The organism is Corallococcus interemptor, from assembly GCF_003668875.1.
Taxonomy (GTDB): domain Bacteria; phylum Myxococcota; class Myxococcia; order Myxococcales; family Myxococcaceae; genus Corallococcus; species Corallococcus interemptor.
This window is the reverse complement of the sequence record NZ_RAWM01000062.1, coordinates 24,458-48,882: the sequence shown is the minus strand read 5'-3', so window position 1 is coordinate 48,882 and position 24,425 is coordinate 24,458. Positions and strand designations below refer to the sequence as shown.

Here is a 24,425-nt window from a genome sequence, read left to right as displayed (position 1 = left end):
CCCCTCTCCCCCCGTCCGACGCCACCCCCGAGGACCTGCGCGCCGTCGAGGAGCTTGCCCAGGCCCGCAACGCCATCGTCGAGCAGATTGAAAAGCGCGTCGTCGGCCAGCGGGACGTGGTGGAGCACCTGCTCATCTCGCTCTTCAGCCGCGGCCACTGCCTCTTCGTGGGCGTGCCGGGCCTGGCGAAGACGCTGCTCATCTCCACGCTGGCGGACGTGCTCAACCTGTCCTTCAACCGCATCCAGTTCACGCCGGACCTGATGCCGTCGGACATCACCGGCACGGACATCCTGGAAGAGGACAAGACGACGGGCCGCCGCTCCTTCCGCTTCATGCAGGGCCCCCTGTTCGCGAACATCATCCTCGCGGACGAGGTGAACCGCACGCCGCCCAAGACGCAGGCCGCGCTGCTGCAGGCCATGCAGGAGTACCGCGTCACCGCCGGTGGCCGCACGTACCCGCTGGAGCTGCCCTTCCTCGTCTTCGCGACGCAGAACCCCATTGAACAGGAGGGCACCTATCCCCTCCCGGAAGCGCAGTTGGACCGCTTCATGTTCCTGGTGGACGTGGGCTACCCCACGGCGGAAGAAGAGGTGCAGATCGTCAAGAGCACCACCGCCGGCGCGCCGCCGAAGCTGGAGAAGATTTTGTCCCCCGAGCGCATCCTCGCCCTGCAGGAGCTGGTGCGCCGCGTGCCGGTGCCGGACCACGTGGTGCGCTTCGCCGTGGAGCTGGTGCGCCACACGCGTCCCAAGGAGCCCGGCGCGCTGGACTTCGTGGCGAAGAACGTGGGCTGGGGCGCGGGGCCTCGCGCGAGCCAGTACCTGGTGCTCGCGGCCAAGGCGCGCGCCATCCTCAACGGCCGCTTCGTGGCCACGGTGGAGGACGTGCGCGCGCTGGCGCGGCCCGTGCTGCGCCACCGCGTGCTGCCCAACTTCACCGCGGAGAGCGAAGGCATCACGTCCGTGAAGCTCATCGACCAGCTCCTCACGGTGGTGAAGGGCTAGGGACCTCCATCCCATGTCGCTGCTCGACGCCCAGACGCTGTCCCGCCTCCAGGGCGTGAAGCTGCGCGCCCGCGCCGTGATGGAGGGCGTGCTGTCCGGCCTCCACAAGAGCCCCCATCAGGGCCAGAGCGTGGAGTTCGCCGAGCACAAGGAGTACGCCCCCGGCGACGAGCTGCGCCACCTGGACTGGAAGGCCTACGGCAAGTTCGACAAGTACTACGTCAAGCGCTTCGAGCACGAGACGAACCTGCGCTCGGTGATGGTCGTGGATGCGTCCGCGTCCATGGGCTACCAGAGCGGCCCCCTGTCCAAGCTGGACGTGGCCAAGACGCTCGCGGGCGCGCTCAGCTACCTGCTCGTGCGCCAGCAGGACGCGGCGGGCCTGGCCGTCATGGTGGGCGGCGCGTTCAAGGACGTGCCGCCCCGCGCCTCCGCCGGTCACCTCAACGTGCTGCTGGACGCGCTGGAGCACACGCAGCCCAAGGGCCCCACGGACCTGGGCAGCGCGGCGGATCATCTGGCCGAAGTCCTGCCCCGGCGCTCCACGGTCATCGTGCTGTCGGACCTGCTGGATGAACGGCAGGAGGCGCTCAAGCGCATCCTCGCGCTGCGGCAGCGCAAGAACGACGTGGCGGTGTTCCACCTGGTGGACCCGGCGGAGCTGACGTTCCCCTTTGACGACCCCACGCTCTTCCTGGACATGGAGGGCGAGGGCCGCATCGAGGTGAACCCGCGCGAAATCAAGCAGAGCTACCTGGAGGAGTTCGGCGCGTTCCTCGCGGACGTGAAGGCGAAGTGCGCGGAGGCCGACGTGGACTACGAGTTGGTGCGCACCGACGAGCGGCTGGATGAGGTGCTGCTGCGCTTCCTGGGCCGCCGAGGGAGGCGCCGGTGACGTTCGGCAATCCGTGGTTCCTCCTGGGCGCGCTGGGTGCGCTCATCCCCGTGCTGGTGCACCTGTTCGACCGGCGCCGGCCGAGGGCGCATCCCTTCGGGCCGCTCGCGTTCGTGCTGCGCAGCCAGAAGCGCACGGCGAGCCGGCTCAAGCTGAAGCGGCTGCTGCTCTACACGCTGCGCACGCTCATCCTGCTGGCCATTCCCATCGCGCTGGCGCGGCCGGAGTTCACCCGCGACGCGCAGGCGGCCACGGTGACGCGCGGGCCGGCGGCCACGGCGGTCATCCTGGATGCGTCGCTGTCCATGCGCTGGTCGGACGGCACGTCCAACTTCGAGAAGGGCCGCGACGAGGCCCGCGACGCGCTCAAGGACCTGCTGCCGGAGGAGCCCGCCACGGTGATGGTGTGCACGGGCTCGCCGGAAGAGCCTCCGCCGCCGGGCTTCGACCGGGCGCGGTTGCGCGCGCTGGTGGACGAGGCGAAGCCCACCTACGGCACGGCGGACCTGTCGCGCTGCCTGGACATGGCCGCGCGGTCACTGGAGGAGAACCCGATGCCGGGCAAGCGCCTGGTGGTGGTCTCCGACATGACGGTCTCTGGCTTCCGGCTGGAAGCGCCGCCGCCCACGGTGAAGGGGCCCACGGGCGCCATGGTGAAGCCGGAGGTCGTGCTGCGCGACGTGGCGTCCGGGCGCGAGTCGCTGGACAACCACGCGCTGGTGGACATGCGGGTGGAGCCCGCGCTGCAGGCGGGGCCGCGCGCGTACCAGTTCACGTTCACGGTGCGGAACTTCGGCACGAAGCCGGCGAAGGACCTGGAGGCCGCGGTGCGCGTGGGCGAGTCCACGCTGGCCAAGGGCTTCGTGGACGTGCCCGCGGGCGGCACGACGCAGAAGACGCTGACGGTGCGCTTCCCGCAGGGCGGCACGGTGGTGGGCCAGGTGACGCTCGCGCCGGACGCGCTGGCGGAGGATGACCGGCGGTCGTTCGTGCTGCCGGTGCCGCGCGGGTTGAAGGCGCTGGTGGTGAACGGCTCGCCGCATGCGACGCGCTACCGGGACGAGGCGTTCTTCGTGGACGCGGCGCTCACGTCGCCGGGCTCGCCGGTGGACGTGGCGGTGCGCGACGCGGAGGTGGGGCTGCGCGAGGACTTCAGCGCGTACGACCTGGTGCTGCTGCTCAACACGGCGGCGCCGTCGGAGGACGAGGCGCGCAAGCTGGCGACCTTCGTGGAGAACGGCGGAGGCCTCTTCGTGAGCGTGGGCGACCACGTGAACCCGGAGGCGTACAACTCACGGCTGGGCACGCTCCTGCCGCGTCCGCTGCGCCTGGTGCGCACGAGCGCCGAGCGCGAGGACCCGGACGCGGAGACGAAGACGGCGAAGCTGGCGCAGGTGAAGGTGGACCATCCGCTGTTCGCGCCGTTCACGGGCCGCGCGGAGGAGGGGCTCATCGGGGCGCGCTTCTACAAGTACATGCTGCTGGAGGCGGACAGCCCGTCCGCGCCGGGCACCAGCCAGGTGCTGGCCACGTACGAGGACGGAGCGCCCGCGGTGGCGGTGGCGCGCCGGGGCAAGGGGCGCGTGGCGCTGTTCACCAGCACGGTGGACCGCGACTGGAGCGACTTCGCCATCCGCACCAGCTTCCTGCCGCTGATGCAGCGCTTCGCCGCGTACCTCACGGGCTCGCTGGAGGAGCGCGAGGAGGTGCGCGTGCGAGTGGGCGAGTCCGTGACGCTGCGCCCGGAGGGCACGCAGAAGGTGGCGGGAGTGCGCGCGCCGGACGGCAGCGAGTTGCCGGTGAAGGCACAGCCGGACGGTTCGTTCGTGGCGGGCCCCACGGTGGAGCCGGGCGTGCATTCCGTGCTGGGCGCGGACGGGAAGCCCGTGGCCGCGCTGGACTTCGCGGCCACGCTGGACCCTGCGGAGAGCGACCTGACGCGCGTGCCGCAGGACACGCTGACGGCCTACTTCGGTGAGGACACGGTGAAGGCCTCCACGGGAGACGCGGACAAGCCCTCGGTGCCACTGTGGACGTGGCTCATCCTGGCCGCATGCCTGGCGTTCTTCTTCGAAGGCACCCTGCTCCGGAAGTAGCCCCGCCCCGGGCGCGCTTTTCCAAAACCTGTCCGACTGTCGGACAGGTTTCCACAGCTCGGCTCGGCTGGAGCCCCATCCCCGCCGCGGCCTCTCAACCTGTCCAACTGCCCGACAGGTTTCCGACGCCCGGCCGTGACGAGCGCGGTCTCAGCCACGGTCCTCCTAACCGGGCCGACTGTCCGACAGGTTTCCGCAGCCCAGCTGGACCGGCCGTCCATCCCGGCTTCGGTCCATCAAGACCTGTCCGACTGTCCGACAGGTTTCCGCAGCCCAGTCGGACCGGCGTCGGTCCTTCAAAACCTGTCCGAGTGTCGGACAGGTTTCCGCAGCTCGGCTGGACCGGGCTGCCCACCCGGCCATCGGCCTCCACCAACCGGTCCGGCTGTCGGACAGATTCGGGTGGTGTGCCGCGGGCGGGGGCTCTGCCTGGAAGACCGGGAGCCGGCCCGCTTCGCGCCCTGACAGGCAGCCGACGCTCGGGATGCGCTCGCAGTGCCCCATGGGCGGCGGGCTCTGCCACACTGCGCGGCCGTGAGCCCTGCTTCCGCCCTCTATCGCGACTGCGCCCGCCTCTTCATGGTGGGCTTTCCTGGCACCCGCATCGACGCCGACCTCGCGTCGCTGATGGACGACGGCATCTACGGCGCCATCCTCTTCAAGCGCAACGTGGGCACCGCGGCGGAGACCGCGGCGCTGTGCCGTGACATCAAGACGCGCGCGGGCCGCCCTTTCATCCTGTCCGTGGACCAGGAAGGCGGCCGCGTGGCGCGCCTTCGCGGTGAGCCCTTCACGTCCCTGCCTCCCATGCGCGAGCTGGGACAGCGCGGCGACGAAGCCCTGGCGGAGCGCGTGGGCCGGCTGCTCGCGCACGAGCTGCGCGCCGTGGGCTTCGACTGGGACTTCGCGCCCGTGCTCGACGTGGACACCAACCCGGCCAACCCCGTGATTGGCGACCGCAGCTTCAGCCGTGACCCGGTGGAGGTGGGCCGTCTGGGCGTGGCGCTCGCGAAGGGCCTGGAGGCCGGTGGCGTGGCGTCGTGCGGAAAGCACTTCCCCGGCCACGGCGACACGACGACGGACAGCCACCTCACCCTGCCGAAGCTGCCGCACGACCTGGAGCGCCTGCGCCGCGTGGAGCTGGTGCCGTTCCAGGCCTTCGCGAAGGCGGGCCTCGCGTCACTGATGACCGCGCACGTGCTCTTCGACGCGCTGGAGCAGGGCGTCCCGGCCACCATGAGTCACCGCGCGCTGCACGACCTCTTGCGCAAGGAGCTGGGCTTCGACGGCGTGGTCGTCTCCGACGACCTGGAGATGAAGGCCATCGCGGACCACTACTCCGTGGCGGAGGCCGCGGTGCAGGGCACGCTCGCGGGCGTGGACCTCTTCCTCGTGTGCCACAAGGCGGACGTGCAGCGCGCCGCCATCGAAGCGCTGGTGAAGGCGGTGGAGTCCGGCCGCGTCCCGCGCGAGCGCATCACCGAAGCGCACCGGCGCCTGGACGCGCTCGCCGCCCGCTTCGCGCACCCCGCCGAGGACCGGCTCGCCACGCTGGGCGACGCGGAGCACCGCTCGCTGGCCGAGGGCCTCGCCAGTGCCTTCACCGACAAGGACCCCACGGAGGTCATGCTCGCGTCGCGCTAATCGACGGCGTGCCTGGAGCCCAGCTGGGAGCCCTGCCCCATGGGGCCCTGGAAGCGGTCCGCGCCGCCCCGGTCTCCGGGCACTGGCTCCTGCGGCGTGGTGAAGCCCGGCGCGCCAATCTGGTTCTGCTGGCCCTGGTGGGCTCCGCGAGCCTCCGCCTCCGGCTTCAGCGGCAAGCCCTTCGCGTCCGTGGGCGTGGCCGCTCCGGAGCCACCCGTTCCCGGCGGCGCGGGCTGCTGCGTGTTGGCGACGCCTTCGTAGGCGCCTCCCGTGCGCGGCATCGTGGGCTTGTCGCGGTTGCAGCCGGGGCCGACCAACGCGGCCGTCGCGGCGCACACCGCCACCAGCGTCCAGTGATGAAGTCTCTTTGAGTGCATGGCCTGCTCCCTCCAGAAGCCGTCATGGCCTCGACAGAAGGAGTGGCCACCCCAACGCCCCACCGGGAGTGGCGGGGCTGGAGCACGGACGCCCGCTGGCACGCTGGCCGGCGAGCGTCCCTGTACCGCCGTCCAACTACCGGTTCTGCAGGTAGATGGGCGGGCTGACGTAGGCGTAGGGCGCGTCGAAGCCGCGCGTGCCCTCGTTCGCCGTGGAGACGTTCCAGCCGCCCAGGCCGTCCGCCGCGGGCGAGTACATCGCCCCGCCCAGCACGCCATAGCGGTGCGCCATCATGCCGCCCGAGTCGTCCCACTTGGAGTTGTTGGACTTGCCCGCCGTGGCCGGCGTGCGCGGGTCGATGCTGGAGCCGATCTTCCCGATGGTGGAGTTGTAGCCCCGGTCCACCGTCAGCACGTGGGCGGGCAGCTTCGCGGCCGCGTCGCCGTGGTGCGCGTCAGCGGGGTTCTCATGCCCCTGCTGCTCGGCCACGTTGTAGACGGCCTCCGGCTGCGTCCCACGCTGCGCGAAGGCATTGCCTCGCGGCTCATCCGGCTGCCTGCCACCCGTCTCCGGCAGCCCACCACAGGCCGTGCCCAGCAGCACGCCCGCCGTCAGCGCCGCCGTCGCCATCCACCGCTGAATGCCTCGCTCGCGCATGTTCATCGTCTCCGCCATTCCTGAGGAATGGTCATGCCGTCCTCGCCAACCACCGGGCATCCACCCGGGGGCTGGCCCTGCCGGCCGCCCGATGTCCGGCCCGGAGGCCGGCAGGGCTTCATGGTGAACGGCCAGCCCCGCTCGGGGAGAGAGAGGCCAGCCACGGGCGCAGGCATACACGGTCCCGGCCTCCCTGTCCTGCCAGGAGTGCACCGGCGCCCGCCACCCACGCTCCCCGTCAGGCGCGAGTCCCCTTCCGGGCCGCGCTCTTCGCCGCCGGGGCCTTCTTCGCCGCCGGTTTCTTGACAGCCGCCGGCTTCGGCTCGGCCGCGGGGCCGCCCTGGAGCGTGGACAGCACCTCCGCGACGTGGCCGGCCACCTTCACCTTGGGCCACACGCGGACGACCTTGCCGTCCGGGCCAATGAGGAAGGTCGCGCGGATGAGCCCCATGAACTTGCGGCCATAGAGCGACTTCTCCCCCCACACGCCGTACGCGTCCGCCAGCGCGTGGTCCGGGTCCGCCAGGAGGGAGAACGGCAGCCCCTGTTTCGTGGCGAACTTCTGGTGGGACGCGACGCTGTCCGGCGACACGCCCAGCACCACCGCGCCAGCCTTCACCAGCGCGGAGTGCTCGTCGCGGAAGTCGCACGCCTCCGTGGTGCAGCCGGGGGTCGCGTCCTTCGGGTAGAAGTAGAGGACGACGTGCCGCCCCTTGAACTGCGAGAGGGAGACGGTGGCGCCGCTCTGGTCGGGGAGCGAGAAGCCGGGGGCCTTGTCACCTGCTTGGGGCATGGGCATGCGTCGGCTCCATACCCAGACCCCGAGGGCTTCTCAACTCCACGCGCGCCGCGGGGACGTCAGTGCGCGGCCTCGCCCGGCGGATGGACCTCTTCGCCCGGCGGGTGACTGTTGGCCTCCAGCTTCACGAGCTCCGCCTGGCACTCATCCAGCGCGCCGCGCAGCAGCTTGCGCGTGGGCTCCGAGCGGGACTCGCCCATCTTCTTCGCGAGCGCTTCACACGCGGCGCGCTTGGCCTCCACGTCGCTGGCGCCCTTCCCCGTCGCGCCGGGCCGGGCCAGGGGCCGGGGCGGAATCTCCTCGCGCGCGGCCTTCAGCGCGGCCAGGCGCTTCTCGGCCTCCGGGCGGGCCTTGGAGTCCTTGGGGACGGCCTCGAACTGGGCGGAGACCTCCGTCCACGCCGGGTCCTGGGCGGAGAGCTTCTGGTTGATCAGCTCCTGGTAGCGGTCCTCGGCCTTCTTCAGCTGCTCCGGACCGGGGTCATTGGAGCAGCCCGACAGGGCGAGCAGTCCCGCGAGCAAGAGCGCGGCGGAGTGTCGGCGATGGGCAATGCGCATGGTGTAGGACGTCCTCCTGCTGGCCACAGGGTTAAACCACGGCTAGGGTGCGCCGTCGTGGCTCCCATCCTGCTCGCCTTCCTGCTCGGTCTGACCCAAGGCATGCTCCATGCGTTGGGGCCGGACCACTGCGCCGCCATGGCCACGCTCGGCACCCTGGGCGGCGGCAGGCGCCGTGTCGCCCTCATGACGGCGCTGCGCTTCGCGCTGGGTCACGCGGCCATGCTGGGCGGCATCGCGGCGGTGTGCCTCTTCGCGGGCGTGGGCCTGTCGGAGACCTTCGAGCGGTGGGCGGAGGTGTTCGGCGGCGCGGTGCTGGTGGCGCTGGCCGTCACCGCCCTGCTCTTCCCGCACAGCCTGGACCACGGCCACCCGCACCTGCCCGGCCACGACCGCGAGCCGCACGAGCACGTGCACACCGTGAGCACCGCCGCCGGCGCCTTCATGGCCGTGAGCGGTGTGCGGTCGCTGCTCATCGCGCTGCCGCCGCTCCTGGTGGGCGGAAGCATGAGCCTGTCCGCGTGGACGTACCTGCCCGGCTTCGCGCTGGGCATCCTCATCGGCATGGGCGCGGTGGGCCTGCTCTTCGCCGAGGGGCTGTCCCGCGCCAACGCGCGCATCAGCCTGTGGATCCAGCGCGGCGTGGCGCTGGGCTCCGGCGCGCTGGGCCTGTTCTGGATTGGCTCGCGGCTCGTCTGAAGTGACGCCGCGGCGCTCGTGCTACGAGCGCTTGTCCAGGATGCCCAGCGCCATCATGGACACCAGGAAGCCGTAGACGACGTGCTCCGGGCGGTTGGCGAACGCGAGCAACTCCGCCACCACGCGGTTGCCGTCAATCTTGGGCAGCAGCTCCGCCTCCCAGCGCTCCAGCTCCACCTCGTTGAGGCCATAGGCGGGGGCGACGGCGGGGATGAGCCGGTCCTCGGGCTGGAGCAGGCGGCGCAGGCGCTCCGGCTTGTAGAGCTTCTTGATGCCCCGGACGATGAGGTTCGCCGGGTGCACGTCCAGCTTGATGGACTCCGCGGAGGCCTTCTCCTTGAAGCTCATCACGTACGTGCCCTCCTCCCAGGAGAAGACCGAGTAGATGATGGCCTTCACCTGCTGGCCCACGTAGTACAGCCGCTCCGTGTCCTTGAGCAGGCCGCGCTCCACCAGCACGTCGCCGGTGCGCCGGTGGCTCTGCGCGGCGACGGCGGACGCGTCCTGGAGCTGCTCGGGTTTGATCTTCCCCACGCGCACCAGGAACTGCCCGAAGCGGTCCGCCAGCAGGTTGGAGAGCGCGAACACCGGGGTGCCGTTCTCGAAGTAGACGACCTTCTTCACCTTGCCGCGCTGCACGCCCAATTCGCCCGTCTCGCGGGACAGGTAGAAGGCGGTGAGCAGCGACGGGAGGTTGTCCCTCAGCTCACCCCGGCGGCTGCCCGGAGCGCCCGCGCCCACGGGCAGCGGATCCGGCGGGCGGCCCGGCGTGGGGGGCCGCACCTGGGTGGTGGACACCTTCTGCATGGGCGTGGCGGTGAGGTTGGCGCCGCGGATTTCGGCCGTGAGGTTGCCGCCGCCGGTGACCTTGATGCGGCCGGTCAGCTCCATGACGTCCTGCGGGCCCTCCTCCTCCACGTCGATGTCCAGCTCCACCTCGAAGGCGTCCTGCATGGAGGCGGCGGGGACCTTCTTCTCCGCGGGCAGCACCTTGGCCACCGCTTCCAGCAGCTTCTGGGCCTCGAAGGGTTTCTCGAAGTAGCCGGCGGCCTGGTACTTCTGGCGCGCCTCGGTGGCGTGCTTGCCGCCCTTGAAGACGCCGGTGATGAAGAGCAGCGGCAGCTGGGGGTTGTCCTTCCGCAGCGTGTCCGCCAGGTGGTAGCCCATCATGTCCGGCAGCAGGATGTCCAAAACGGCACAGCCGGGCGGCTGGGCGCGGGCCGCCTCGATGGCCTGCTTGCCACGGCTGGCGCCCACGACCTCATACCCGGCGTCCTCGAACAGCTGCGTGAGGAGGGAGAGGAGCTCCTGGTTGTCGTCCACGACGAGGATTCGAGGCGCCATCGCGGGGGGACCGTAGCAGATTCAGGCCCCTGGGCGGCCAGCGTTTCCAGGGAACCCCGGAAGGCCGCCCGCTTCAGACGGTGGATGCAAGCGCCCCGCTGGGGCGTTAGGGTGGCGCCCGCCTCATGTCCTCCCTCTTCTCCCGCATCATCCCCCCGGCAGGACTCCTGGCCGGGCTCCTCCTGTTCTCCCCCCTGACGGTCCTGGCGCAGGAGGGCCCGCCGCCGGACGCGGGCCAGCCGGACGATCCCAACTCCCCGGAAGGGGACGACCAGACCGGGCGCGTGCCCACGGACTGCCGCAGCACCAGCGACTGCGCGCCGCGCTTCAGCTGCAACTCGGGCAAGTGCAAGTACACCGGCATCCGCCAGGCGGAGACGCAGGGCTGTCTGCTGGGGCCACAGGCGGCGCTGATGGTGCTGGGCGTGGCCGCCGTGGCAGGCTCGCGGCGCCGCCGGTAGCCGGCGGGGCCATCAGACCCACACTCCCCACTCCCCCTCTCCACGGAGCGACGCGCGATGCGGCTGGGCCTGAAGGCGGACAACCTCCTGGAGCGGGTGGCGGACTTCCTCAACCTGGCGCCGCAGCCCTTGGCGCATGCGTTCTTCGGGATGATGGCGTCGCGCACGCTGATGGCCGGGGCCCGGCTGGGCGTCTACGCGGCGCTGGCGGACGGCGCGGCGACGGCGGAGGCGCTGGCGGCGCGGCTCAAGACGAGCACCGAGGGCATGCGGGCGCTCCTGGAAGCGCTCATCGCCTGCGAGGTGGTGGAGCTGCACCGGGGCCGCTTCCGGCTGGCACCCCGGGCGCGGCGGTGGCTGGACCCGCGTTCGCCGCAGTCCATCACGGCGTTCCTGGAGTTCAACTACGCGCAGTGGGACTGGTGGGGGCAGCTGGAGAACGCGGTGAAGAGCGGGCAGTCGGTGGACATCCACCAGTTCGCTCCGGACGACCCGCGCTGGCGCGACTACATCCAGGCCATGTACCAGCTGGCGCGGCTGGCCTCGCCGGAGGTGGCGGCGAACATTCCCCTGCCCCGCGGGGCGCGTCACCTGCTGGACCTGGGGGGCGCGCACGGCTGGTACGCGGCGGAGCTGTGCCGGATGCACCGGGGCTTGAAGGCCACGGTGGTGGACCTGGAGGGCAGCGTGCGCGTGGGGCGGGACATCATCGCCCAGGCGGGGCTGTCGCACCGGGTGACGCACAAGGAAGGGGACGTGCTGCACGCGGAGCTGGGCGGGCCGTATGACGGCGTGCTGCTGTTCCAGGTGATGCACCACCTGACGCCCGCGCAGAACGTGGCGCTCCTGAGGCGCGTGCGCGGCGCCATGGTGTCGCGGGGCACGCTGGCGGTGCTGGAGTACCTGCGCGAGGAGCGGGAAACGGCAGGCACGTCCGCGCCGCTCATCGGGCTGCACTACTTCCTGACCTCCGGAGCGGCGTCGTACACGCCCGCGGAGGTCGAGGGCTTCCTGGATGACGCGGGTTTCAAGGTGCAGAGCACGCGGCCCATCCGGCATCTGCCCCTGCAGACGTTGATCATCGCGCAGCCGGACTGACGGTCCGGAGGCCTGCTTGTCAGACGGTGCTGCTAACCCCACACTTCGGGCATGGCCTATGGCGCGAAACCCCTCGAAGGTCCGGCGACCTTCGCTGACATCGAGGCCCTGCCCGAGGGCGTGGTGGGCGAGATCATCGATGGGACGCTGTATACGCAGGCACGGCCGCGTGCCGCGCATGGCTATTTCGAGTTCAGGCTCCTCCGGGAGCTTGATGAGCCTTTTCAATTAGGTGAGGACGGACCGGGCGGCTGGTGGATCATGTCCGAACCCGGCATCCGGGTGGGTGGCTCTCCGGAGTTCATCCCGGACCTCGCGGGTTGGCGGCGCGAACGGGTACCCCTGATGCCCAATGGGCAGTGGACGGATGTCCCGGACTGGGCCTGCGAGATCCTGTCGCCGTCCACGCGGGCGTACGACACGCGCATCAAGCGGCCGTTCTATGCGCGCATCGGCATCAAGCACCTGTGGTTCGTGGACCTGGACGCGCGCACGCTCACCGTCAGCGAGCTGCGGGACGGGCTCTGGGTGGAGGTCGGCGTCTACGCCGAGGAGGATGACCTCATCCGCGCCCCGCCCTTCGAGGAGCGGGACCTGCGGCTGGGCTGGCTCTGGAAGTCACTTCCGCCTCCGGGCTGACGCGGCCCGCTCGCGCTCCAGTTGGAGTTCTCGCTCGACGACCTCGCGGTGGAACTTCGCGAAGTTCACGGGCTCCATCAGACGCAGTCCCGGGTTCGGACCCGCGTGTTCGAGGATGGCGTCCAGCGCTCCCAGCGCCTCCGGCAGGAACTCCTCCTGGAGCAACACGAGCGCTCGCCCCATGAGGGCGGTGGACACCAGGGCGCGGATCCTCGGGTCCGGGTCCTCGCAGTGGCGCACGTCCACTTCGTCGAATGCCTCCAGCGCTTCGTCCACGTGCCCCAACCCCTGGAGCGCGATGGCCCGCCCCAGCATCACCGCCGCGGTCTGCTCCACCAGGAAGGGCTCGGGGCTTCCGTCGTATTCCTTCAGCAGCGCCTCGGACTGGCTCAGCGCCTCCTCGAAGCGCTGCCCCTGGTTGTGCGCGGCGATCACCGACGTCCGCGCCATCTCCACCGGGATGCGCAGGTCGGGCCGCTGCTGCGCGGACGCCTTGAAGCGGCTCAGCATCCGCTCCAGCCAGTTGCTGGCCATCTGTTCCCGGTCCAGCTCCAGGAGGACGCGCGCGCGGTACAACATCGCCCACGCGACGCCCTCCCACAGCTCGGGCCTGCGCGGACTCCAGAAGCGGCGCTCCACTTCATCGAAGTGGACCAGCGCCTCCTGGAGCATCCCCTTCTCTCCAATCGCCGCGCCCCGGTGCCCCAGCGCCCGCGCCACCTGGAGCTGGAGCTCCGGCACCTTCGACAGCGTGAAGCGCCGGTACACCTCGTCACAGAGCGGAATCGCCTCCTCCAGCTCCCCCGAGCGGATGCACGCGCGCGCCCGGTCCATCTTCGCCTTCGCCTCCTCAACGTCCGGCATCGGCCCGCCCATCCGTCCCCGGCGCCAACGGCGGCACGTCCCGGCCCTCGCCGAAGCCCAGCGCCCAGAAGCGCGGCCGCATCTCCTCCTTCAAGAGCAGCCGCAGCAGCAGGTACTTCGCTTCGTCCTGGCCGTCCCACGCCATGGGGAAGGTGCCGTAGTGCATCGCCACGGACGTGTTCGAATTCAGCACGCGGTGCGCCTTCAGCGCGTCCTCCGGCCCCATGTGCACCGGGTGCAGGACGCGCGGACGGAACGCGCCAATGGGCAGCACCGACAGGCGCATGGGCCCGAAGCGCTCGGCGATGCGGTCGAAGTGTGGTCCCAGCCCCGTGTCACCCGCGAAGAGCACCGGGCCTCCGGACGTCTCCAGCACGTAGCCCGCCCACAGCGTCTCCTCCTGGTCCGTCAGCCCCCGGTTGGACCGGTGCTGCGCGGGCACCGCCCACACCTTCAACCCCTGTGGTCCGCCCTTCGCGGCCTGCCACCAGTCCAGCTCCTCCACGCGCTGGAAGCCCTCGTCCAGCAACAGCTCGCGGTTGCCCAGGCCCACGAGGAAGAGCGGGTGGTGCGCGGCCTCCAGTCGCCGCAGCGTGGGCAGGTCCATGTGGTCGTAGTGGTTGTGGCTCACCACCACGACGTCGATGGGCGGCAGGTCCTCGAAGCGGATGCCCGGGGGCCGCACGCGCCTGGGGCCCACGAAGGACACGGGGCTCGCCCGCTCCGAATAGATGGGGTCCGTCAACACGTTCACGCCGTCCGCCTGGAGCAGCACCGTGGCGTGGCCGATGAACGTCACGCGCAGCTCGCCCGGGCCCACGCGCTCCGGCGGCTTGGGGCCCGCGGGCTCGTCCGCGGAGTCACGCCACGGGCCGCGCTTCTCCTCCATCACGGCGGCGATCAACGTGAGCGGAGAGAGCTTCGGCGCGTCGCCGATGTTCTGGAACGACTCGCCGTCGAAGTGGTCCGTCACCGGGCCTCGGTGCACGGTGCCGGCGAAGCAGCCGGTGAACAGCGCCAGGGCCAGCACGGGCCACAGCCGCCTCACTTGATGACGATGGTCCAGTCGCATTCGAAGGGCTCTCCGTCGAGGGTGGGCAGCGTGTAGCGCGAAGCCTGGATGCTGCCGAGCGCCTGCGCCAACAGGTCCGGAGGTAACGTCGCCTCGCGCACCTCGCACTGCTGGGGCACGCCGCCCTGCACCAGCCGGCACGTCACGCGCACGTGGTGCTTGCGGCCCTCGCGCCAGTGCTCGAAGGCCTCCTGGAACACGGGGTCGTCCGGCGGACCGCCGCGCACGCGCCGGGGTTCCCTCACGTGCTGGGCCAGCCACGAGCAGGCGTCCTTCACCTGTCCGTCGCACGCCTTGCCCATCAGGGACAGCGCGCGCAGCCGCTCCGGGCCTCGCGCGTTCGTGGCCAGCAGGGTGAGCGCCTGGTCGAAGCACGTCTTCGCCGTGCGCACCGTGCAGTCCTCCGTGGCGGCCGGAGGCGTGCCCGAGGCGAAGGCGCCCACGGGCGCGGGGCGCATGCGGTCCTCCGTCACTCGCGCGGGGTCGCTGCGCCGCGGCCCGCATGCGGACAGCAGCACCAGCGACAGGAGGAGGGAGCGCCAGGTCATGGCGCCATCGTAGACGGCTCGCGCCCGGGAAGGGATGCCGGTGCTACCAGGCGGCCTCCAGGGCCCGGGCCAGGGTGCGGGTGCCTTCCCGGAGCGCGTCCGGACGCACGCCACCGAAGCCGAACACGAGGCCTGCGTCCCTGCGCCTGCCCAGGAAGTAATCGGACAGGGCCGCGACCTCCACGCCCAGGCGCGCGGCCTCGTCGCGGACGCGCAGGTCGGACAGCGGCGCGGCGAGGGACGCGCACAACTGCATGCCCGTGTCACACGGACGTGGCGCCAGGACGCCCGAACATTCAGAGACCAGCGCATCCACCAGGGCTTCACCGCGCTCGCGGTAGGCCGCGCGCATGCGGCGCAGGTGACGGGCGAAGTGCCCCTCCGCGAGGAACACGGCGAGCGCGGCCTGTTCCATCATGGAGGCCGGCGCGGATCCGGCGGCGCGCGCGGCGGAGAAGAGGTCCACGAGCGAGGGCGGCACGACGAGGAAGCCCAGGCGCAGGCCGGGGAACATCGACTTGCTGAACGTGCCCACGTAGACGACGCAGCCCGCGTCATCCAGTCCCTGGAGCGCGGTGAGCGGGCGGCCCCGGTGCCGGAACTCGCTGTCGTAGTCGTCCTCGATGATCAGCGAGCGGGTGCGCCCGGCCCACTGGAGCAGCGCCATCCGCCGCGCCAGGCTCAGCGTGACGCCCAGCGGGTACTGGTGCGAAGGAGCCACCAGCGCCACCCGCGCCCGAGGCGCACGCGCAAGGCCCGCCGCCACGTCGAGCCCGTCCCCATCCACGGGGATGGGCACCGGACGTCCTCCAGCGGAGAGCACGGCGCGACGGACGCCGGGATAGCCGGGGTCCTCCACCCAGACGGAGTCACCCGGGTTCAGCGCGAGCCGGAGGACTTCATCGAAAGCCTGCTGGGTGCCCGTCGTGATGAAGACCTGCTCCGGGGAGCAGCGCACGCCTCGCGACACGGACACATGGGTGGAGATGGCTTCGCGCAGTGGCGCATGGCCCGAAGGGTCCCCGCCGTCGAGCAGGCCCGTGCTCGCGCGAGCATGGACGCGGGACACCGTGCGGGCCCAGAGCGCGGTGGGGAACAGGTCCAGCGCGGGCACACCGGGCCTGAAGGCACGAGGCGCGGCGCCCAGACGCGGTGCACCGACTGGCGCGGCCTTCGGCATCCGAGTGGAGGCAGCGAGCCGCGGCCCTCGCGACGAACGGTTCATCAGACTCCGGCTCCGGTCTTCGAGCAGGCCGGGCAGCTCCGGCGCGACGCGGGTGCAGGAGCCCGCGCGGGCCACGAGGTAGCCCTCCGCCGTGAGCGCATCCAGCGCCTGGAGGACGGTGCTCCGGGCCACGTCCAGCTCGGTGGCGAGCTGCCGGGAGGACGGAAGCCGCAGCCCGGGCGCCAGCGCTCCGGCGAGGATGCGCGCGCGGATGCCCTCGAAGAGCTGTTCGTGGAGCGGCGTGGGGCTTCGCGCGTCGAGCCGCAGAAGGAGCGAGGACGCGACGCCGGTGGAGGTCTTCAACTGGTAGGTCCGACTCTGGTCGAAGTGGTCTTCATGACCCTACCAGTTCCCTGGCAAGGATGGGCCTCATGCCGCCCCAGCCCCCCTGCTGCTCGGTCTTCGAGCTGCGCCAGTACACGCTGCATCCCGGTCAGCGGGACGTCCTCATCTCGCTCTTCGACCGGGCCTTCATCGAGTCGCAGGAAGCCACCGGCATGCACATCGCCGGTCAGTTCCGCGACGAGGACCGTCCGGACCGGTTCGTGTGGATGCGAGGCTTCCGCGACATGGACTCACGGCGTGAAGCCTTGAGCGCGTTCTACGGCGGCCCGGTGTGGAAGGAGCACCGGAACGCGGCGAACGCGACCATGGTGGACTCCGACAACGTCCTGCTGCTGCGGCCCATTACCCGCCTCGCGCATCCCGCCACGCCCCGGCCACCGCCCGGTGCGGACACGCGTCCCAGCTCCCGGGTGGAGGTGACGCTCTGCTACCTGAAGACCCCGGCCGACAAGGCCCTCACGGCCAGCTTCGAACACCACGTGCGTCCGGTGCTCACGGAGCTGGGCGCCCCGCCCAAGGCCCTGTTCCAGACCGAGCCCGCGGAGAACACCTTCCCCGCCCTGCCCGTGCGCACGGGCGTGCACGTCTTCATGTGGCTCACCGTGTTCCCGGATGCCGGACACCACCGCGAACACCTTCGACGCCGGGCCGCGACGAAGGGCTGGGTGGAGCCGCTCCAGCCGTGGCTGAGCGCTCCGCTCGAACACCTGACGTTGTCCCCCACCGCGCGCTCCGAGCTGCGCTGACCGCCTTTCCGAAAGGACTCACCCATGAAGCCTCTTCCTCCCCTGCCCACGGGCGACGTGCACGACTTCGACTTCCTCATGGGCGAATGGACGTGCGTGAACCGGAAGCTCAAGCAACGGCTGACGGGCAGTGACGACTGGGACGTGTTCACGTCCAGGATGCGCTGCCAGCCCCACCTGGGCGGCCTGTCCAACGTGGAGGAGACCGTCTTCGAACGGGGCTTCTCCGGCATGGCGCTGCGCCTGTTCGACGCGAAGGAGCGCCGCTGGTCCATCCACTGGATCGACAGCCGCCACGCGGTGCTCCAGCCGCCCGTGCACGGAGGCTTCACCGGCGACCACGGCCGCTTCTATGGCGAGGACACCGAAGGCGGCCGCCCGGTCCAGGTCGTGTTCCATTGGACGCGCCAGGGCCACGACAGGGCCCGGTGGGAACAGGCCTTCTCCCTGGACGGTGAGACCTGGGAGACCAACTGGGTGATGGATTTCACCCGTGTGCCGGACACTGTCTGAAGACTTCCACTCCCGGTCCTGGAATTCTGGTTGAATGCGCGCGAATTCGTCCGGTCCCGGGGGTTCGCTCCATGCGCCGTCTGCTCTTCGTCGCTCCGCTGTTCAGCCTCGTCGGCTGCTCGTATCTGGGCATCGCGTCCCCTCCGGGGACCCGGCTGGGCAGCACGTCCGGTACGCAGCCCGTGTCCATCCGGGTGGGCAAGACGGAGTCCGAGCCCCTCAAGACGCCGGAGGCCGAAGAGTCCTCCACCGCCGAGGCCTCCGACGATCCCGGCGCGACGCAGTAACCGGAGCCTTCGATGCGGCCCCACGTCATCTGCCACATGATCTCGTCCATCGACGGGCGCATCGTCGTCAAGCACTGGCCTGACGCGGCGTCGATGCGTGGTGAGTACGAGCGCACCGCCGACACCTTCGACGCGGACGCCTGGATGTGCGGCCGCATCACCATGGAGGACTTCGCCGCGGAAGGACCCGTGTCCAAGCCCGCGCCGGCGGCTCCCCTGCCCCGCACGGACTTCGTCGCTCGCAAGGACGCGGAGTCCTACGCCATCGCCCTGGATGCCCACGGCAAGCTGAACTGGGAGTCGGACGCCATCGATGACGACCACCTCGTCGTCGTGCTCACCGAGTCCGTTCCCGACGCGCACCTCGCCCACCTGCGCGAGCGCGGCGTCTCCTATCTCTTCGGCGGCAAGCAGGACATCGACTTCGCCCGCGTGCTGGAGAAGCTCGGGGACACCTTCGGCATCAAGACCGTGCTGCTGGAGGGTGGCGGCGGCATCAACGGGTCGTTCCTCGGCGCGGGCCTCATCAACGAGGTGAGCCTGCTCATCCATCCCACCGCCGACGGCCTGCCCGGCACGCCCACCCTCTTCGACCGGCCCCAGGGATCCACCGGCGCGGGCGCCGCACTGGAGCTCACGCACGTGGAGCGCCGCGACTCCGGCATCGTGTGGCTCCGCTACCGCGTGCGGCGCTGAGCCTCAGTTGCGCAGCAGCGTGGCGGACTCGTAGAGGCTCTGCTGCTGGAAGACGCCCGCGGCGGAGGTGTCCTTCTCCAGCTTCTCCTGCACGCCCTTGGGCAGCTGCGCGTAGAGGTCCTGGCCCAGCAGGCCTTCAATCTGGTCCACCGGCACGCGCGACTCCTGGAGCAGCGGGAGGATGTCGTCCTTCTTGGACGGGCCCTCCGCCTTGTTCGGCACCATGTACGCGAACATGGACAGGTTGCCGTTGGGCAGCTCCAGCAGCACCGTCTTGAAGTTGTGCGTGGGGACCGCGATGCGCCGGTCGTCCTTGGAGCCCGTCGTCTGGAGGGACTCGGGCGGCAGCGGCTTGCCCTTGTCGTCCAGGTACAGGTTGCCCGTGACGATGTAGGCCTTGCCGCCAGTCTCCTTCACCATCTCCGACACGCCGCGCTCCAGCGTGCGCCACACCTGCTGGTTGTGGTTGCCGTGCTGGGGCGCGATGTTGCTCATGAGGTGGCTTTCGTTCATCGCCGCCTGCGTGGGCGAGTCCTCGGCCGGCTTCATGTGCCCCCGGTCGAAACCGGTGTTGTTGTAGTCGGCGTCCACCACGCCGCCCTTCAGCTCGGGGTCGCGCACGAAGGTGCTGTCCAGCCGGCTGACGTCCGCGGGCGTCTCCTTCACGTCCGCCGCGGACAGGAGGTAGCTCACGAACGTGGGCACGTTCTTGTCCGTGTCCATCAGCGTGCGCGAGTACTCCTTCACCAGGTTCAACCCGGGCGTCGCGCCGCTTCCGCCCACGCCCTGGAGCGGATCCACTTCGCCGGCCACTTCCGCCACGCGGCTCTGGAAGACGGCCATCTGCTGATCCGGCACCCACTGCGTGTTCGCGGCGGTGCCCGTGCCCTTGGCCTGGTTCGCCTTGGACGCGTTGATGTAGGCCGTCAGCTCGTCCGCGGAGAGCTGCCCGTCGCCGTTGCCGCCCAGGAGGTCCGCGCGCTTCGCCACGGACTGCTGCCAGGGGCTGTCGAAGCTGTCCACGGACGCGGACTGCGCGCCGCCCTGGAGCTTCGCGTCGAGCGCCGCGCGCTGCTGCTGGAGCGCCGTGGAGGTGAGGAACTGCGCGTCGGTGGGCGCGGAGAGGTAGGACTCCAGCTCCGCCGCGGACACCTGGCCGTTCGCGGAGCGGCTTCCGTCCGCGCCCTCGTCCGCCGCCTGGAGCAGGCGCCCCTGCCAGCTCTCATCCGTCCAGCCGAACTTCTGCTGGAGGTCGGAGATGGCCACCTCCTTGGTGGCGGAGCGCTTCCAGCTTCCCCCCGTGGGCGCCACGACGTTGGCGGCGGGGGCGTCCGCTCCGGCGGGCACCGCGGTGTTCGCGGGCGCGGAGGTGGGGACAGCGGCATTCGCGAGCGTGGGGCGCGGGGTGGAGACTCGCGTCGGGATTCGCGGCGACATGCGGTGGACGTCCTCGGGGCCGGCGGGGGGGTGATGCACGGGGAGATGGCCCCTGTCCCTCATCGTCGGCGTGACCCGGCGCCCGGTTGCGTCACACCGCCCTTTTTCTCAGGGGTCAGGGCGTTTTTCGGTCCGGAGGGACCCGGCTGTCACTTAATGCCGGACCTGGCGTGCTGGACGGCGTGGACGATGCGGGCTTCCGCCTGGAGTTTTTCGACGACGGCGGCAGGCAGGCGGGCGCGCTCGGCGGCGACGGCGAGGGTGATCAGGAAGGCCTCGCTGACGGGCCCCTGCGTGGAGGTGTTGCGCGCGGCGGGGGTGAAGGCGTGGGCCTCCACCACGGTGCCGGAGGCGGTGCGCACCTTCACCGGGCGCTCCTCGGTGGCCAGGGCGAGCGCGGTCTCCAGGCGGGCGAGGACGGGCCAGGCTTCGGTGGCCACGGGGCGCAGGCGCCCGGACAGCCGGTGTCCCGGAGCTTCCACCAGCCGTGCGACCCGGCCGCCCCAGTTGGGCACGTGCACGTCGTAGACGACGTCCACGTCCAGGGCCTCGGCGAGCTCGCCCTCCGGGAAGTCGGGCACGGGGGGCAGGCCGTGCAGGTGCCGGCTCGCCGCGGCCGGGGCCAGGTCGAGGGAGAACGCGAACCAGGGACGTGACGCCGCGGGGCCAGATGCCATGGGCCGAGTGTCCCCGGCACACGGCACTGGAACAAGAGCCGGCGTTCTCAGAACCGCATGGCCTCCACGGCGGCCACCATCTTGCCGACGTCGTAGGCATAGAAGCCGGCCGAGTTCAGGTTGTTGAACTCACCGATGAACAGGCCGCCGTCGTGCATGAAGACGTCCAGCGCGTAGGCGCGGTCCGGGCCCCAGGTCTCCGCCATGCGCTGCGCGAAGGCGTGGACCTCCGGCTCCACCTGGGACGAGGCCACGACGCGGTCGCCCAGCTTGTAGAGCGAGCCGGTGATGACCTGGCCGTCCACGACGACCATGCGGTACTCGCGCTGGATGTGCTTGGGCACACTGACGGCCACCGGAGTGTCGGCGGTGACCGTGGCGTACGTGTCGAGCTTCAGGACCTGCTCGCGCCAGTGGGCGAACGCGTCCCAGGACGTGAGCATGCCGGAGAAGGCCTTGTCGTCCAGGCAGGGGCGGATGAAGAAGGGCCCCGGCTGCTCCGGCACGTCCGCGAACCGGTGCACGGTGGCGTCGGCGTTCAGCAGGTGCGGGCCCAGGTGCTGGCGCCAGACGCGGAAGTCGAACTGGTCGTTGATGAAGGCGCCAGGGGTCCAGCCCTGCTCGTGCGCGTAGCGGGTCAGCGACAGGGAGCCCATCACGACGACGGGGTCCGCTGGCCGCACGGCGGGCTCGATGCCGCCTCCGAACGGGATGACCTTGACCAGGGTGTGCGGGATGGAGCCGTGCGCCAGGACCTCCAGCAACGTGTGGAAGCCCTGCTCGTTGAAGAGGTTGTTCTGGACGACCCAGTGCATGCGCGGCTCCGTGGACGATGGCCGCCGCGCGGACGTGGGAGCGCGCAGGGGGCTGACAGGCGGCTTATGTCACCACGGCGGCGAGGATGCGCTCGAAGAGCCACGGGGCGCGGCCCAGCAGGCGCACCACGGGCCTTCGCAGGCGCGGGCGGCGCGCGAGCATCAGCAGGCCCTGCGTCGTCCAGGCGTACTTGCGGAACACCTGCTGGAAGGTGCGCTCGTAGGGCAGCAGCGTGTCGCGGCCCGCGCCCTTCGCCAGGGCGTCCGGGAGCACCGCGCCCAGGGACTCCGCGCAGGCGAAGGCCAGCGTGAGCCCTTCGCCCGTCACCGCGTCCACGTAGCCCGCGGCGTCTCCGACGAGGGCGAAGCGATCCGCGATGCGCGTGCGGGCCACGCGCGCCAGGGGACCCGCGCCGCGTGGATGGGAGTCCGGCTCCACGCCGGTGAGCTGTTCCGCCAGCCGGGGGAAGCGCTCCAGCAGCGCGTCGAAGCCCACGCGGCCCTCCACGGTGCCGTCCTCCCACAGGAACGCGATGCCCACGCGCTCCGCGCCCGCGGGTGTCACGTACGCTTCGACGCCGGAGGCGAAGTGCACCTCCACGTACGGCGTCCACGGCACGCGCCGGAAGTGGCGCCGCAGTCCGTAGCGCCGGGGCGCGTCCCGCTCCACGTCCAGGCCTTCAGCCTTGCGCAGCGGTGAGTTCAGGCCATCCGCCGCGACGAGGAAGCGCGCGGATACGCGGCCCACGGGCGTCTCCAGCGTCACTCCGTCCGGCGTGCGGACGTGCGACACGACGTGCGTGTGTTCGCGCAGGTCCACGCCCACCTCGCGCGCACGGGTCGCCAATGCGTTGGACAGCGCAAGCCTGCGGACACCGAGCCCACCGGGCGCGGGGAGTTTCCCTTCCGCCGTGCTGCCGTCCTCCTGCACGTAGCGGATGCCCACGAACGGAGAGCTGTCGCTCCGGTCCAGGTGCGCGAGCGCCCCCAGCCGTTCCAGCGCCGCGAGGCCGGAGGGCATCAGCCCTTCACCACACGCCTTGTCCACCGGCGTGGACGCGCGCTCCAGCACCACCGTGTCCAGCCCGCGCCTGGCCGCCGTGATGGCCACCGCGAGCCCGGCCGGGCCTCCACCAACCACGACCACGTCATGCTGCTTCACGCGTCCTGCCACGTCACGAGTCGTGCTCCGCGCGCACCATCGCCAGCGCGCTCTTGGCCATCTCCACCGCGAGCCCCACCGCCCCCACCTTCTTCGGCGCCGTCAGCTCTCCGGAGAGGTAGCGCCGCAGCGCCTCGCTCCTTCGCAGCTTGCCGCTGGACGTGCGCGGCAGCGTGCCCGGCTCCAGCAGCTTCACCGTGTGCGGCTGCACGCCCGTCGCGTCCACCACCGCCGCGCGGATGTCCGCCTCCACCGATGCCACGTCCGCGCCCCGCTCCGCGCGCTCGGCCAGGATGAGCAGCGCTTCGTCCTCGCTGCCCTCGGGCGTGAAGCCCAGCGCCACCGCGCAGCCCGTGCGCACGCCGTCCACCTTGAGCAGCGGATCCTCGAAGGCCTGCGGCGCGTGGTTCGCGCCCCGGATGATGACCAGGTCCTTCGCGCGGCCCGTCAGGTACAGCTCCCCGTCCGCGCTGAAGCCCAGGTCTCCCGTGTCCAGCCAGCCCTCCCCCACCAGCGCCCGCGCCGTTCCTTCCGCGTCCTCGAAGTAGCCGCGCATCAACGACGGCCCCTTCGCGAACACGCGCCCCACCCGGCGCTCCGGCAACTCCGCGCCGTCCTCGCCGCGCACCTGGACTTCGAAGCCCGCCACCGGCGCGCCCACGCTCACCAGCGTCCGCCTCCCCTCACGCGCCTGGTTCTCGCGCGCCAGCACGTCCGGATCCACGCCCAGCTCGCGCGGCCCCCGGCCCTCGGGCGGGAACGTCACCGCCAGCGACGCCTCCGACAGGCCATACACCGGCCGCAGCGCCCGAGCGGAGAAGCCCCACTTCTCGAACCGCTCCGCGAAGCGGCGCAGCGTGTCCGCGGACACCGGCTCCGCGCCGTTGAGCGCGTGCAGCCACCCGGACAGGTCCACGCCCTGCAGGTCCGCGTCCTTCACCCGCTTCAAGCACAACCCATAGGCGAAGTTCGGCGCGGGAGACACGAAGCCCCGGTGCCGCGACAGCGCTCGCAGCCACAGCGCCGGCTTCACCAGGAACGTTTCCGGCGGAATCAGCACCAGGCTGCCCGGGTAGTACAGCGCCGAGATGACACAGCCGATGAGCCCCATGTCGTGGTACAGCGGCAGCCAGCTCACGCCCACCGGCGTCACGCCCGGAGCCACCGGCATCGCCGCCTCCAGCGCCGCCACCTGCGCCACCAGCGCCCCGTGCGTCAGCGCCACCGGCTTCGGCTCCACCGTGGAACCCGAGGAGAACTGGATGAGCCCCAGCGCGTCGGGCCCCACCTCCACCTCCAGGTCCTCATCGCCGTGCATCACCGCGTCCACCGTGTGACAGCCCAGCCTCGGCCGCGCCTGCTCCATGCTCGGCCCCAGCAGGAGCCGCACGCGCGTGTCCGTCAGCACCGCCACCGCGCCCGTCAGCTGGAGCATGCGCGCCGTGGAGCGGTGGTACTCGTCCAGCCGTCCCAGCCGCACCGGCGGATACAGCGGCACCGGCACCGCGCCCGCCAGGAGCACGCCAAAGAACGCATCCATGAACGCGGGCGACGTGGGCAGGAGCAGCGCCACCCGGTCCCCCGGACGCACGCCCAGCCGCGCCAGGCCTCCCGCCGCGCGCCTCGCACGCCGGTACACCTGCGCCCACGGCAGGGACGTCTCGTGCTCCGCGGCGTCCACGAACACCAGCCCCAGCGACGTGTGCGACGTCGCCTTCAGCATCGCGTTCACCGTGGCGTGCTTCAGCGCGGGCAGGGCCG

Annotated in this window: 26 protein-coding genes; 12 read left to right on the top strand and 14 right to left on the bottom strand. The window is 71.2% G+C overall.

Going from position 1 to position 24,425, the window contains the following annotated elements; genetic code table 11:
• The 4 genes from D7X96_RS22005 to nagZ form a co-directional block, all read left to right on the top strand.
• On the top strand, positions 1-1,010 hold a 1,010-nt coding region (locus D7X96_RS22005; RefSeq protein WP_208647354.1), incomplete at its 5' end, for an AAA family ATPase.
• A 13-nt stretch (positions 1,011-1,023) separates the two neighbouring features.
• Positions 1,024-1,905 carry a DUF58 domain-containing protein gene (locus D7X96_RS22000; protein ID WP_120549391.1) on the top strand — a complete coding sequence of 294 codons (882 nt, stop codon included), beginning with the start codon at positions 1,024-1,026 and terminating at the stop codon, positions 1,903-1,905.
• The gene (locus D7X96_RS21995) at positions 1,902-4,001 is read left to right on the top strand and encodes a BatA domain-containing protein (RefSeq protein ID WP_121770632.1); all 2,100 of its coding nucleotides are present in this window, start codon (positions 1,902-1,904) and stop codon (positions 3,999-4,001) included. The genes D7X96_RS22000 and D7X96_RS21995 overlap by 4 nt, the downstream gene beginning before the upstream one ends.
• Before the next feature lie 579 nt (positions 4,002-4,580).
• The gene (nagZ, locus tag D7X96_RS21990; protein WP_370450136.1) at positions 4,581-5,645 is read left to right on the top strand and encodes a beta-N-acetylhexosaminidase; all 1,065 of its coding nucleotides are present in this window, start codon (positions 4,581-4,583) and stop codon (positions 5,643-5,645) included.
• Here the strand turns inward: nagZ and D7X96_RS21985 are convergent.
• From D7X96_RS21985 to D7X96_RS21970, 4 genes are all read right to left on the bottom strand, one after another.
• A complete protein-coding gene (locus tag D7X96_RS21985) occupies positions 5,642-6,022 on the bottom strand; it encodes a hypothetical protein (RefSeq protein WP_147442785.1) in 381 nt (126 codons plus the stop codon). The two genes, nagZ and D7X96_RS21985, sit on opposite strands and share 4 nt — an antisense overlap.
• A gap of 136 nt (positions 6,023-6,158) precedes the next feature.
• The gene (locus D7X96_RS21980; RefSeq protein WP_121723598.1) at positions 6,159-6,680 is read right to left on the bottom strand and encodes a hypothetical protein; all 522 of its coding nucleotides are present in this window, start codon (positions 6,678-6,680) and stop codon (positions 6,159-6,161) included.
• 238 nt (positions 6,681-6,918) lie between these two features.
• Entirely contained in the window at positions 6,919-7,473 is a 555-nt protein-coding gene (bcp, locus tag D7X96_RS21975) for a thioredoxin-dependent thiol peroxidase (RefSeq protein ID WP_244219680.1), read from the bottom strand.
• A 65-nt stretch (positions 7,474-7,538) separates the two neighbouring features.
• On the bottom strand, positions 7,539-8,036 hold the full coding sequence (locus D7X96_RS21970; protein WP_199746991.1) for a hypothetical protein: 498 nt from the start codon (positions 8,034-8,036) through the stop codon (positions 7,539-7,541).
• A 57-nt stretch (positions 8,037-8,093) separates the two neighbouring features.
• Between D7X96_RS21970 and D7X96_RS21965 the strand changes: the two genes are divergently transcribed.
• Entirely contained in the window at positions 8,094-8,735 is a 642-nt protein-coding gene (locus D7X96_RS21965; RefSeq protein ID WP_120549386.1) for a hypothetical protein, read from the top strand.
• 21 nt (positions 8,736-8,756) lie between these two features.
• Here the strand turns inward: D7X96_RS21965 and D7X96_RS21960 are convergent, their stop codons facing one another.
• Positions 8,757-10,079: a response regulator gene (locus D7X96_RS21960; RefSeq protein ID WP_120549385.1), complete on the bottom strand. Its 1,323-nt coding sequence runs from the start codon at positions 10,077-10,079 to the stop codon at positions 8,757-8,759.
• Positions 10,080-10,204: 125 nt separating this feature from the next.
• Here D7X96_RS21960 and D7X96_RS21955 point away from each other — a divergent pair, with 125 nt between their 5' ends.
• From D7X96_RS21955 to D7X96_RS21945, 3 genes are read left to right on the top strand one after another with little or no spacing between them, the layout of a single operon-like run.
• Positions 10,205-10,540, top strand: a complete 336-nt coding sequence (locus D7X96_RS21955) for an MXAN_6627.5 family MYXO-CTERM protein (RefSeq protein ID WP_120549384.1) — start codon at positions 10,205-10,207, stop codon at positions 10,538-10,540.
• Positions 10,541-10,597: 57 nt separating this feature from the next.
• Positions 10,598-11,638, top strand: coding sequence for a class I SAM-dependent methyltransferase (locus D7X96_RS21950; protein WP_120549383.1), 1,041 nt, complete (start codon positions 10,598-10,600; stop codon positions 11,636-11,638).
• 51 nt (positions 11,639-11,689) lie between these two features.
• Positions 11,690-12,277, top strand: a complete 588-nt coding sequence (locus D7X96_RS21945; protein WP_121770629.1) for a Uma2 family endonuclease — start codon at positions 11,690-11,692, stop codon at positions 12,275-12,277.
• Here D7X96_RS21945 and D7X96_RS21940 read toward each other — a convergent pair.
• The 4 genes from D7X96_RS21940 to pdxR are packed head-to-tail and all read right to left on the bottom strand — an operon-like array spanning position 12,257 to position 16,289.
• Positions 12,257-13,141: a tetratricopeptide repeat protein gene (locus D7X96_RS21940; protein ID WP_121723594.1), complete on the bottom strand. Its 885-nt coding sequence runs from the start codon at positions 13,139-13,141 to the stop codon at positions 12,257-12,259. The genes D7X96_RS21945 and D7X96_RS21940 overlap by 21 nt on opposite strands.
• Entirely contained in the window at positions 13,128-14,213 is a 1,086-nt protein-coding gene (locus tag D7X96_RS21935; protein WP_121770627.1) for an MBL fold metallo-hydrolase, read from the bottom strand. Before D7X96_RS21935 ends, D7X96_RS21940 begins: the two co-directional genes overlap by 14 nt.
• On the bottom strand, positions 14,186-14,761 hold the full coding sequence (locus D7X96_RS21930) for a hypothetical protein (RefSeq protein ID WP_120549379.1): 576 nt from the start codon (positions 14,759-14,761) through the stop codon (positions 14,186-14,188). Before D7X96_RS21930 ends, D7X96_RS21935 begins: the two co-directional genes overlap by 28 nt.
• Positions 14,762-14,804: 43 nt before the next feature.
• Positions 14,805-16,289: a MocR-like pyridoxine biosynthesis transcription factor PdxR gene (gene pdxR, locus D7X96_RS21925; protein WP_121770626.1), complete on the bottom strand. Its 1,485-nt coding sequence runs from the start codon at positions 16,287-16,289 to the stop codon at positions 14,805-14,807.
• Between the two features lie 68 nt (positions 16,290-16,357).
• Between pdxR and D7X96_RS21920 the strand changes: the two genes are divergently transcribed.
• From D7X96_RS21920 to D7X96_RS21905, 4 genes are all read left to right on the top strand, one after another.
• Positions 16,358-17,077 (top strand): NIPSNAP family protein, encoded by a 720-nt coding sequence (locus tag D7X96_RS21920; protein WP_121770635.1) that lies wholly within the window; start codon positions 16,358-16,360, stop codon positions 17,075-17,077.
• Positions 17,078-17,101: 24 nt separating this feature from the next.
• Entirely contained in the window at positions 17,102-17,590 is a 489-nt protein-coding gene (locus tag D7X96_RS21915) for a hypothetical protein (RefSeq protein WP_121770625.1), read from the top strand.
• A gap of 71 nt (positions 17,591-17,661) precedes the next feature.
• Positions 17,662-17,877: a hypothetical protein gene (locus D7X96_RS21910; protein ID WP_121770624.1), complete on the top strand. Its 216-nt coding sequence runs from the start codon at positions 17,662-17,664 to the stop codon at positions 17,875-17,877.
• A 12-nt stretch (positions 17,878-17,889) separates the two neighbouring features.
• On the top strand, positions 17,890-18,573 hold the full coding sequence (locus D7X96_RS21905; protein WP_121770623.1) for a dihydrofolate reductase family protein: 684 nt from the start codon (positions 17,890-17,892) through the stop codon (positions 18,571-18,573).
• Between the two features lie 3 nt (positions 18,574-18,576).
• On the opposite strand, the gene D7X96_RS21900 is transcribed toward D7X96_RS21905, so the two are convergent.
• The 5 genes from D7X96_RS21900 to D7X96_RS21880 form a co-directional block, all read right to left on the bottom strand.
• Positions 18,577-20,010, bottom strand: a complete 1,434-nt coding sequence (locus D7X96_RS21900) for a DNA/RNA non-specific endonuclease (RefSeq protein WP_121770622.1) — start codon at positions 20,008-20,010, stop codon at positions 18,577-18,579.
• 149 nt (positions 20,011-20,159) lie between these two features.
• Positions 20,160-20,687, bottom strand: a complete 528-nt coding sequence (locus D7X96_RS21895; RefSeq protein ID WP_121722884.1) for a gamma-glutamylcyclotransferase — start codon at positions 20,685-20,687, stop codon at positions 20,160-20,162.
• 47 nt (positions 20,688-20,734) lie between these two features.
• On the bottom strand, positions 20,735-21,502 hold the full coding sequence (locus D7X96_RS21890; protein WP_121770621.1) for an ATP-grasp domain-containing protein: 768 nt from the start codon (positions 21,500-21,502) through the stop codon (positions 20,735-20,737).
• Between the two features lie 64 nt (positions 21,503-21,566).
• The gene (locus D7X96_RS21885; RefSeq protein ID WP_121722882.1) at positions 21,567-22,664 is read right to left on the bottom strand and encodes an NAD(P)/FAD-dependent oxidoreductase; all 1,098 of its coding nucleotides are present in this window, start codon (positions 22,662-22,664) and stop codon (positions 21,567-21,569) included.
• A gap of 13 nt (positions 22,665-22,677) precedes the next feature.
• Entirely contained in the window at positions 22,678-24,387 is a 1,710-nt protein-coding gene (locus tag D7X96_RS21880; RefSeq protein WP_244219681.1) for a fatty acyl-AMP ligase, read from the bottom strand.
• Positions 24,388-24,425 lie beyond the last annotated feature (38 nt).

What these genes read in the sequence shown, in the direction of transcription:
- D7X96_RS22000 (WP_120549391.1), top strand. Translation starts at nt 1,024, where the DNA reads ATGTCGCTGCTCGACGCCCAGACGCTGTCCCGCCTCCAGGGCGTGAAG.
- nagZ (WP_370450136.1), top strand. Translation starts at nt 4,581, where the DNA reads ATGGTGGGCTTTCCTGGCACCCGCATCGACGCCGACCTCGCGTCGCTG.
- D7X96_RS21985 (WP_147442785.1), bottom strand. Translation starts at nt 6,022, where the DNA reads ATGCACTCAAAGAGACTTCATCACTGGACGCTGGTGGCGGTGTGCGCC.
- D7X96_RS21980 (WP_121723598.1), bottom strand. Translation starts at nt 6,680, where the DNA reads ATGCGCGAGCGAGGCATTCAGCGGTGGATGGCGACGGCGGCGCTGACG.
- bcp (WP_244219680.1), bottom strand. Translation starts at nt 7,473, where the DNA reads ATGCCCCAAGCAGGTGACAAGGCCCCCGGCTTCTCGCTCCCCGACCAG.
- D7X96_RS21970 (WP_199746991.1), bottom strand. Translation starts at nt 8,036, where the DNA reads ATGCGCATTGCCCATCGCCGACACTCCGCCGCGCTCTTGCTCGCGGGA.
- D7X96_RS21960 (WP_120549385.1), bottom strand. Translation starts at nt 10,079, where the DNA reads ATGGCGCCTCGAATCCTCGTCGTGGACGACAACCAGGAGCTCCTCTCC.
- D7X96_RS21955 (WP_120549384.1), top strand. Translation starts at nt 10,205, where the DNA reads ATGTCCTCCCTCTTCTCCCGCATCATCCCCCCGGCAGGACTCCTGGCC.
- D7X96_RS21950 (WP_120549383.1), top strand. Translation starts at nt 10,598, where the DNA reads ATGCGGCTGGGCCTGAAGGCGGACAACCTCCTGGAGCGGGTGGCGGAC.
- D7X96_RS21945 (WP_121770629.1), top strand. Translation starts at nt 11,690, where the DNA reads ATGGCCTATGGCGCGAAACCCCTCGAAGGTCCGGCGACCTTCGCTGAC.
- D7X96_RS21940 (WP_121723594.1), bottom strand. Translation starts at nt 13,141, where the DNA reads ATGCCGGACGTTGAGGAGGCGAAGGCGAAGATGGACCGGGCGCGCGCG.
- D7X96_RS21935 (WP_121770627.1), bottom strand. Translation starts at nt 14,213, where the DNA reads ATGCGACTGGACCATCGTCATCAAGTGAGGCGGCTGTGGCCCGTGCTG.
- D7X96_RS21930 (WP_120549379.1), bottom strand. Translation starts at nt 14,761, where the DNA reads ATGACCTGGCGCTCCCTCCTCCTGTCGCTGGTGCTGCTGTCCGCATGC.
- D7X96_RS21920 (WP_121770635.1), top strand. Translation starts at nt 16,358, where the DNA reads ATGCCGCCCCAGCCCCCCTGCTGCTCGGTCTTCGAGCTGCGCCAGTAC.
- D7X96_RS21915 (WP_121770625.1), top strand. Translation starts at nt 17,102, where the DNA reads ATGAAGCCTCTTCCTCCCCTGCCCACGGGCGACGTGCACGACTTCGAC.
- D7X96_RS21910 (WP_121770624.1), top strand. Translation starts at nt 17,662, where the DNA reads ATGCGCCGTCTGCTCTTCGTCGCTCCGCTGTTCAGCCTCGTCGGCTGC.
- D7X96_RS21905 (WP_121770623.1), top strand. Translation starts at nt 17,890, where the DNA reads ATGCGGCCCCACGTCATCTGCCACATGATCTCGTCCATCGACGGGCGC.
- D7X96_RS21900 (WP_121770622.1), bottom strand. Translation starts at nt 20,010, where the DNA reads ATGTCGCCGCGAATCCCGACGCGAGTCTCCACCCCGCGCCCCACGCTC.
- D7X96_RS21895 (WP_121722884.1), bottom strand. Translation starts at nt 20,687, where the DNA reads ATGGCATCTGGCCCCGCGGCGTCACGTCCCTGGTTCGCGTTCTCCCTC.
- D7X96_RS21890 (WP_121770621.1), bottom strand. Translation starts at nt 21,502, where the DNA reads ATGCACTGGGTCGTCCAGAACAACCTCTTCAACGAGCAGGGCTTCCAC.
- D7X96_RS21880 (WP_244219681.1), bottom strand. Translation starts at nt 24,387, where the DNA reads ATGCTGAAGGCGACGTCGCACACGTCGCTGGGGCTGGTGTTCGTGGAC.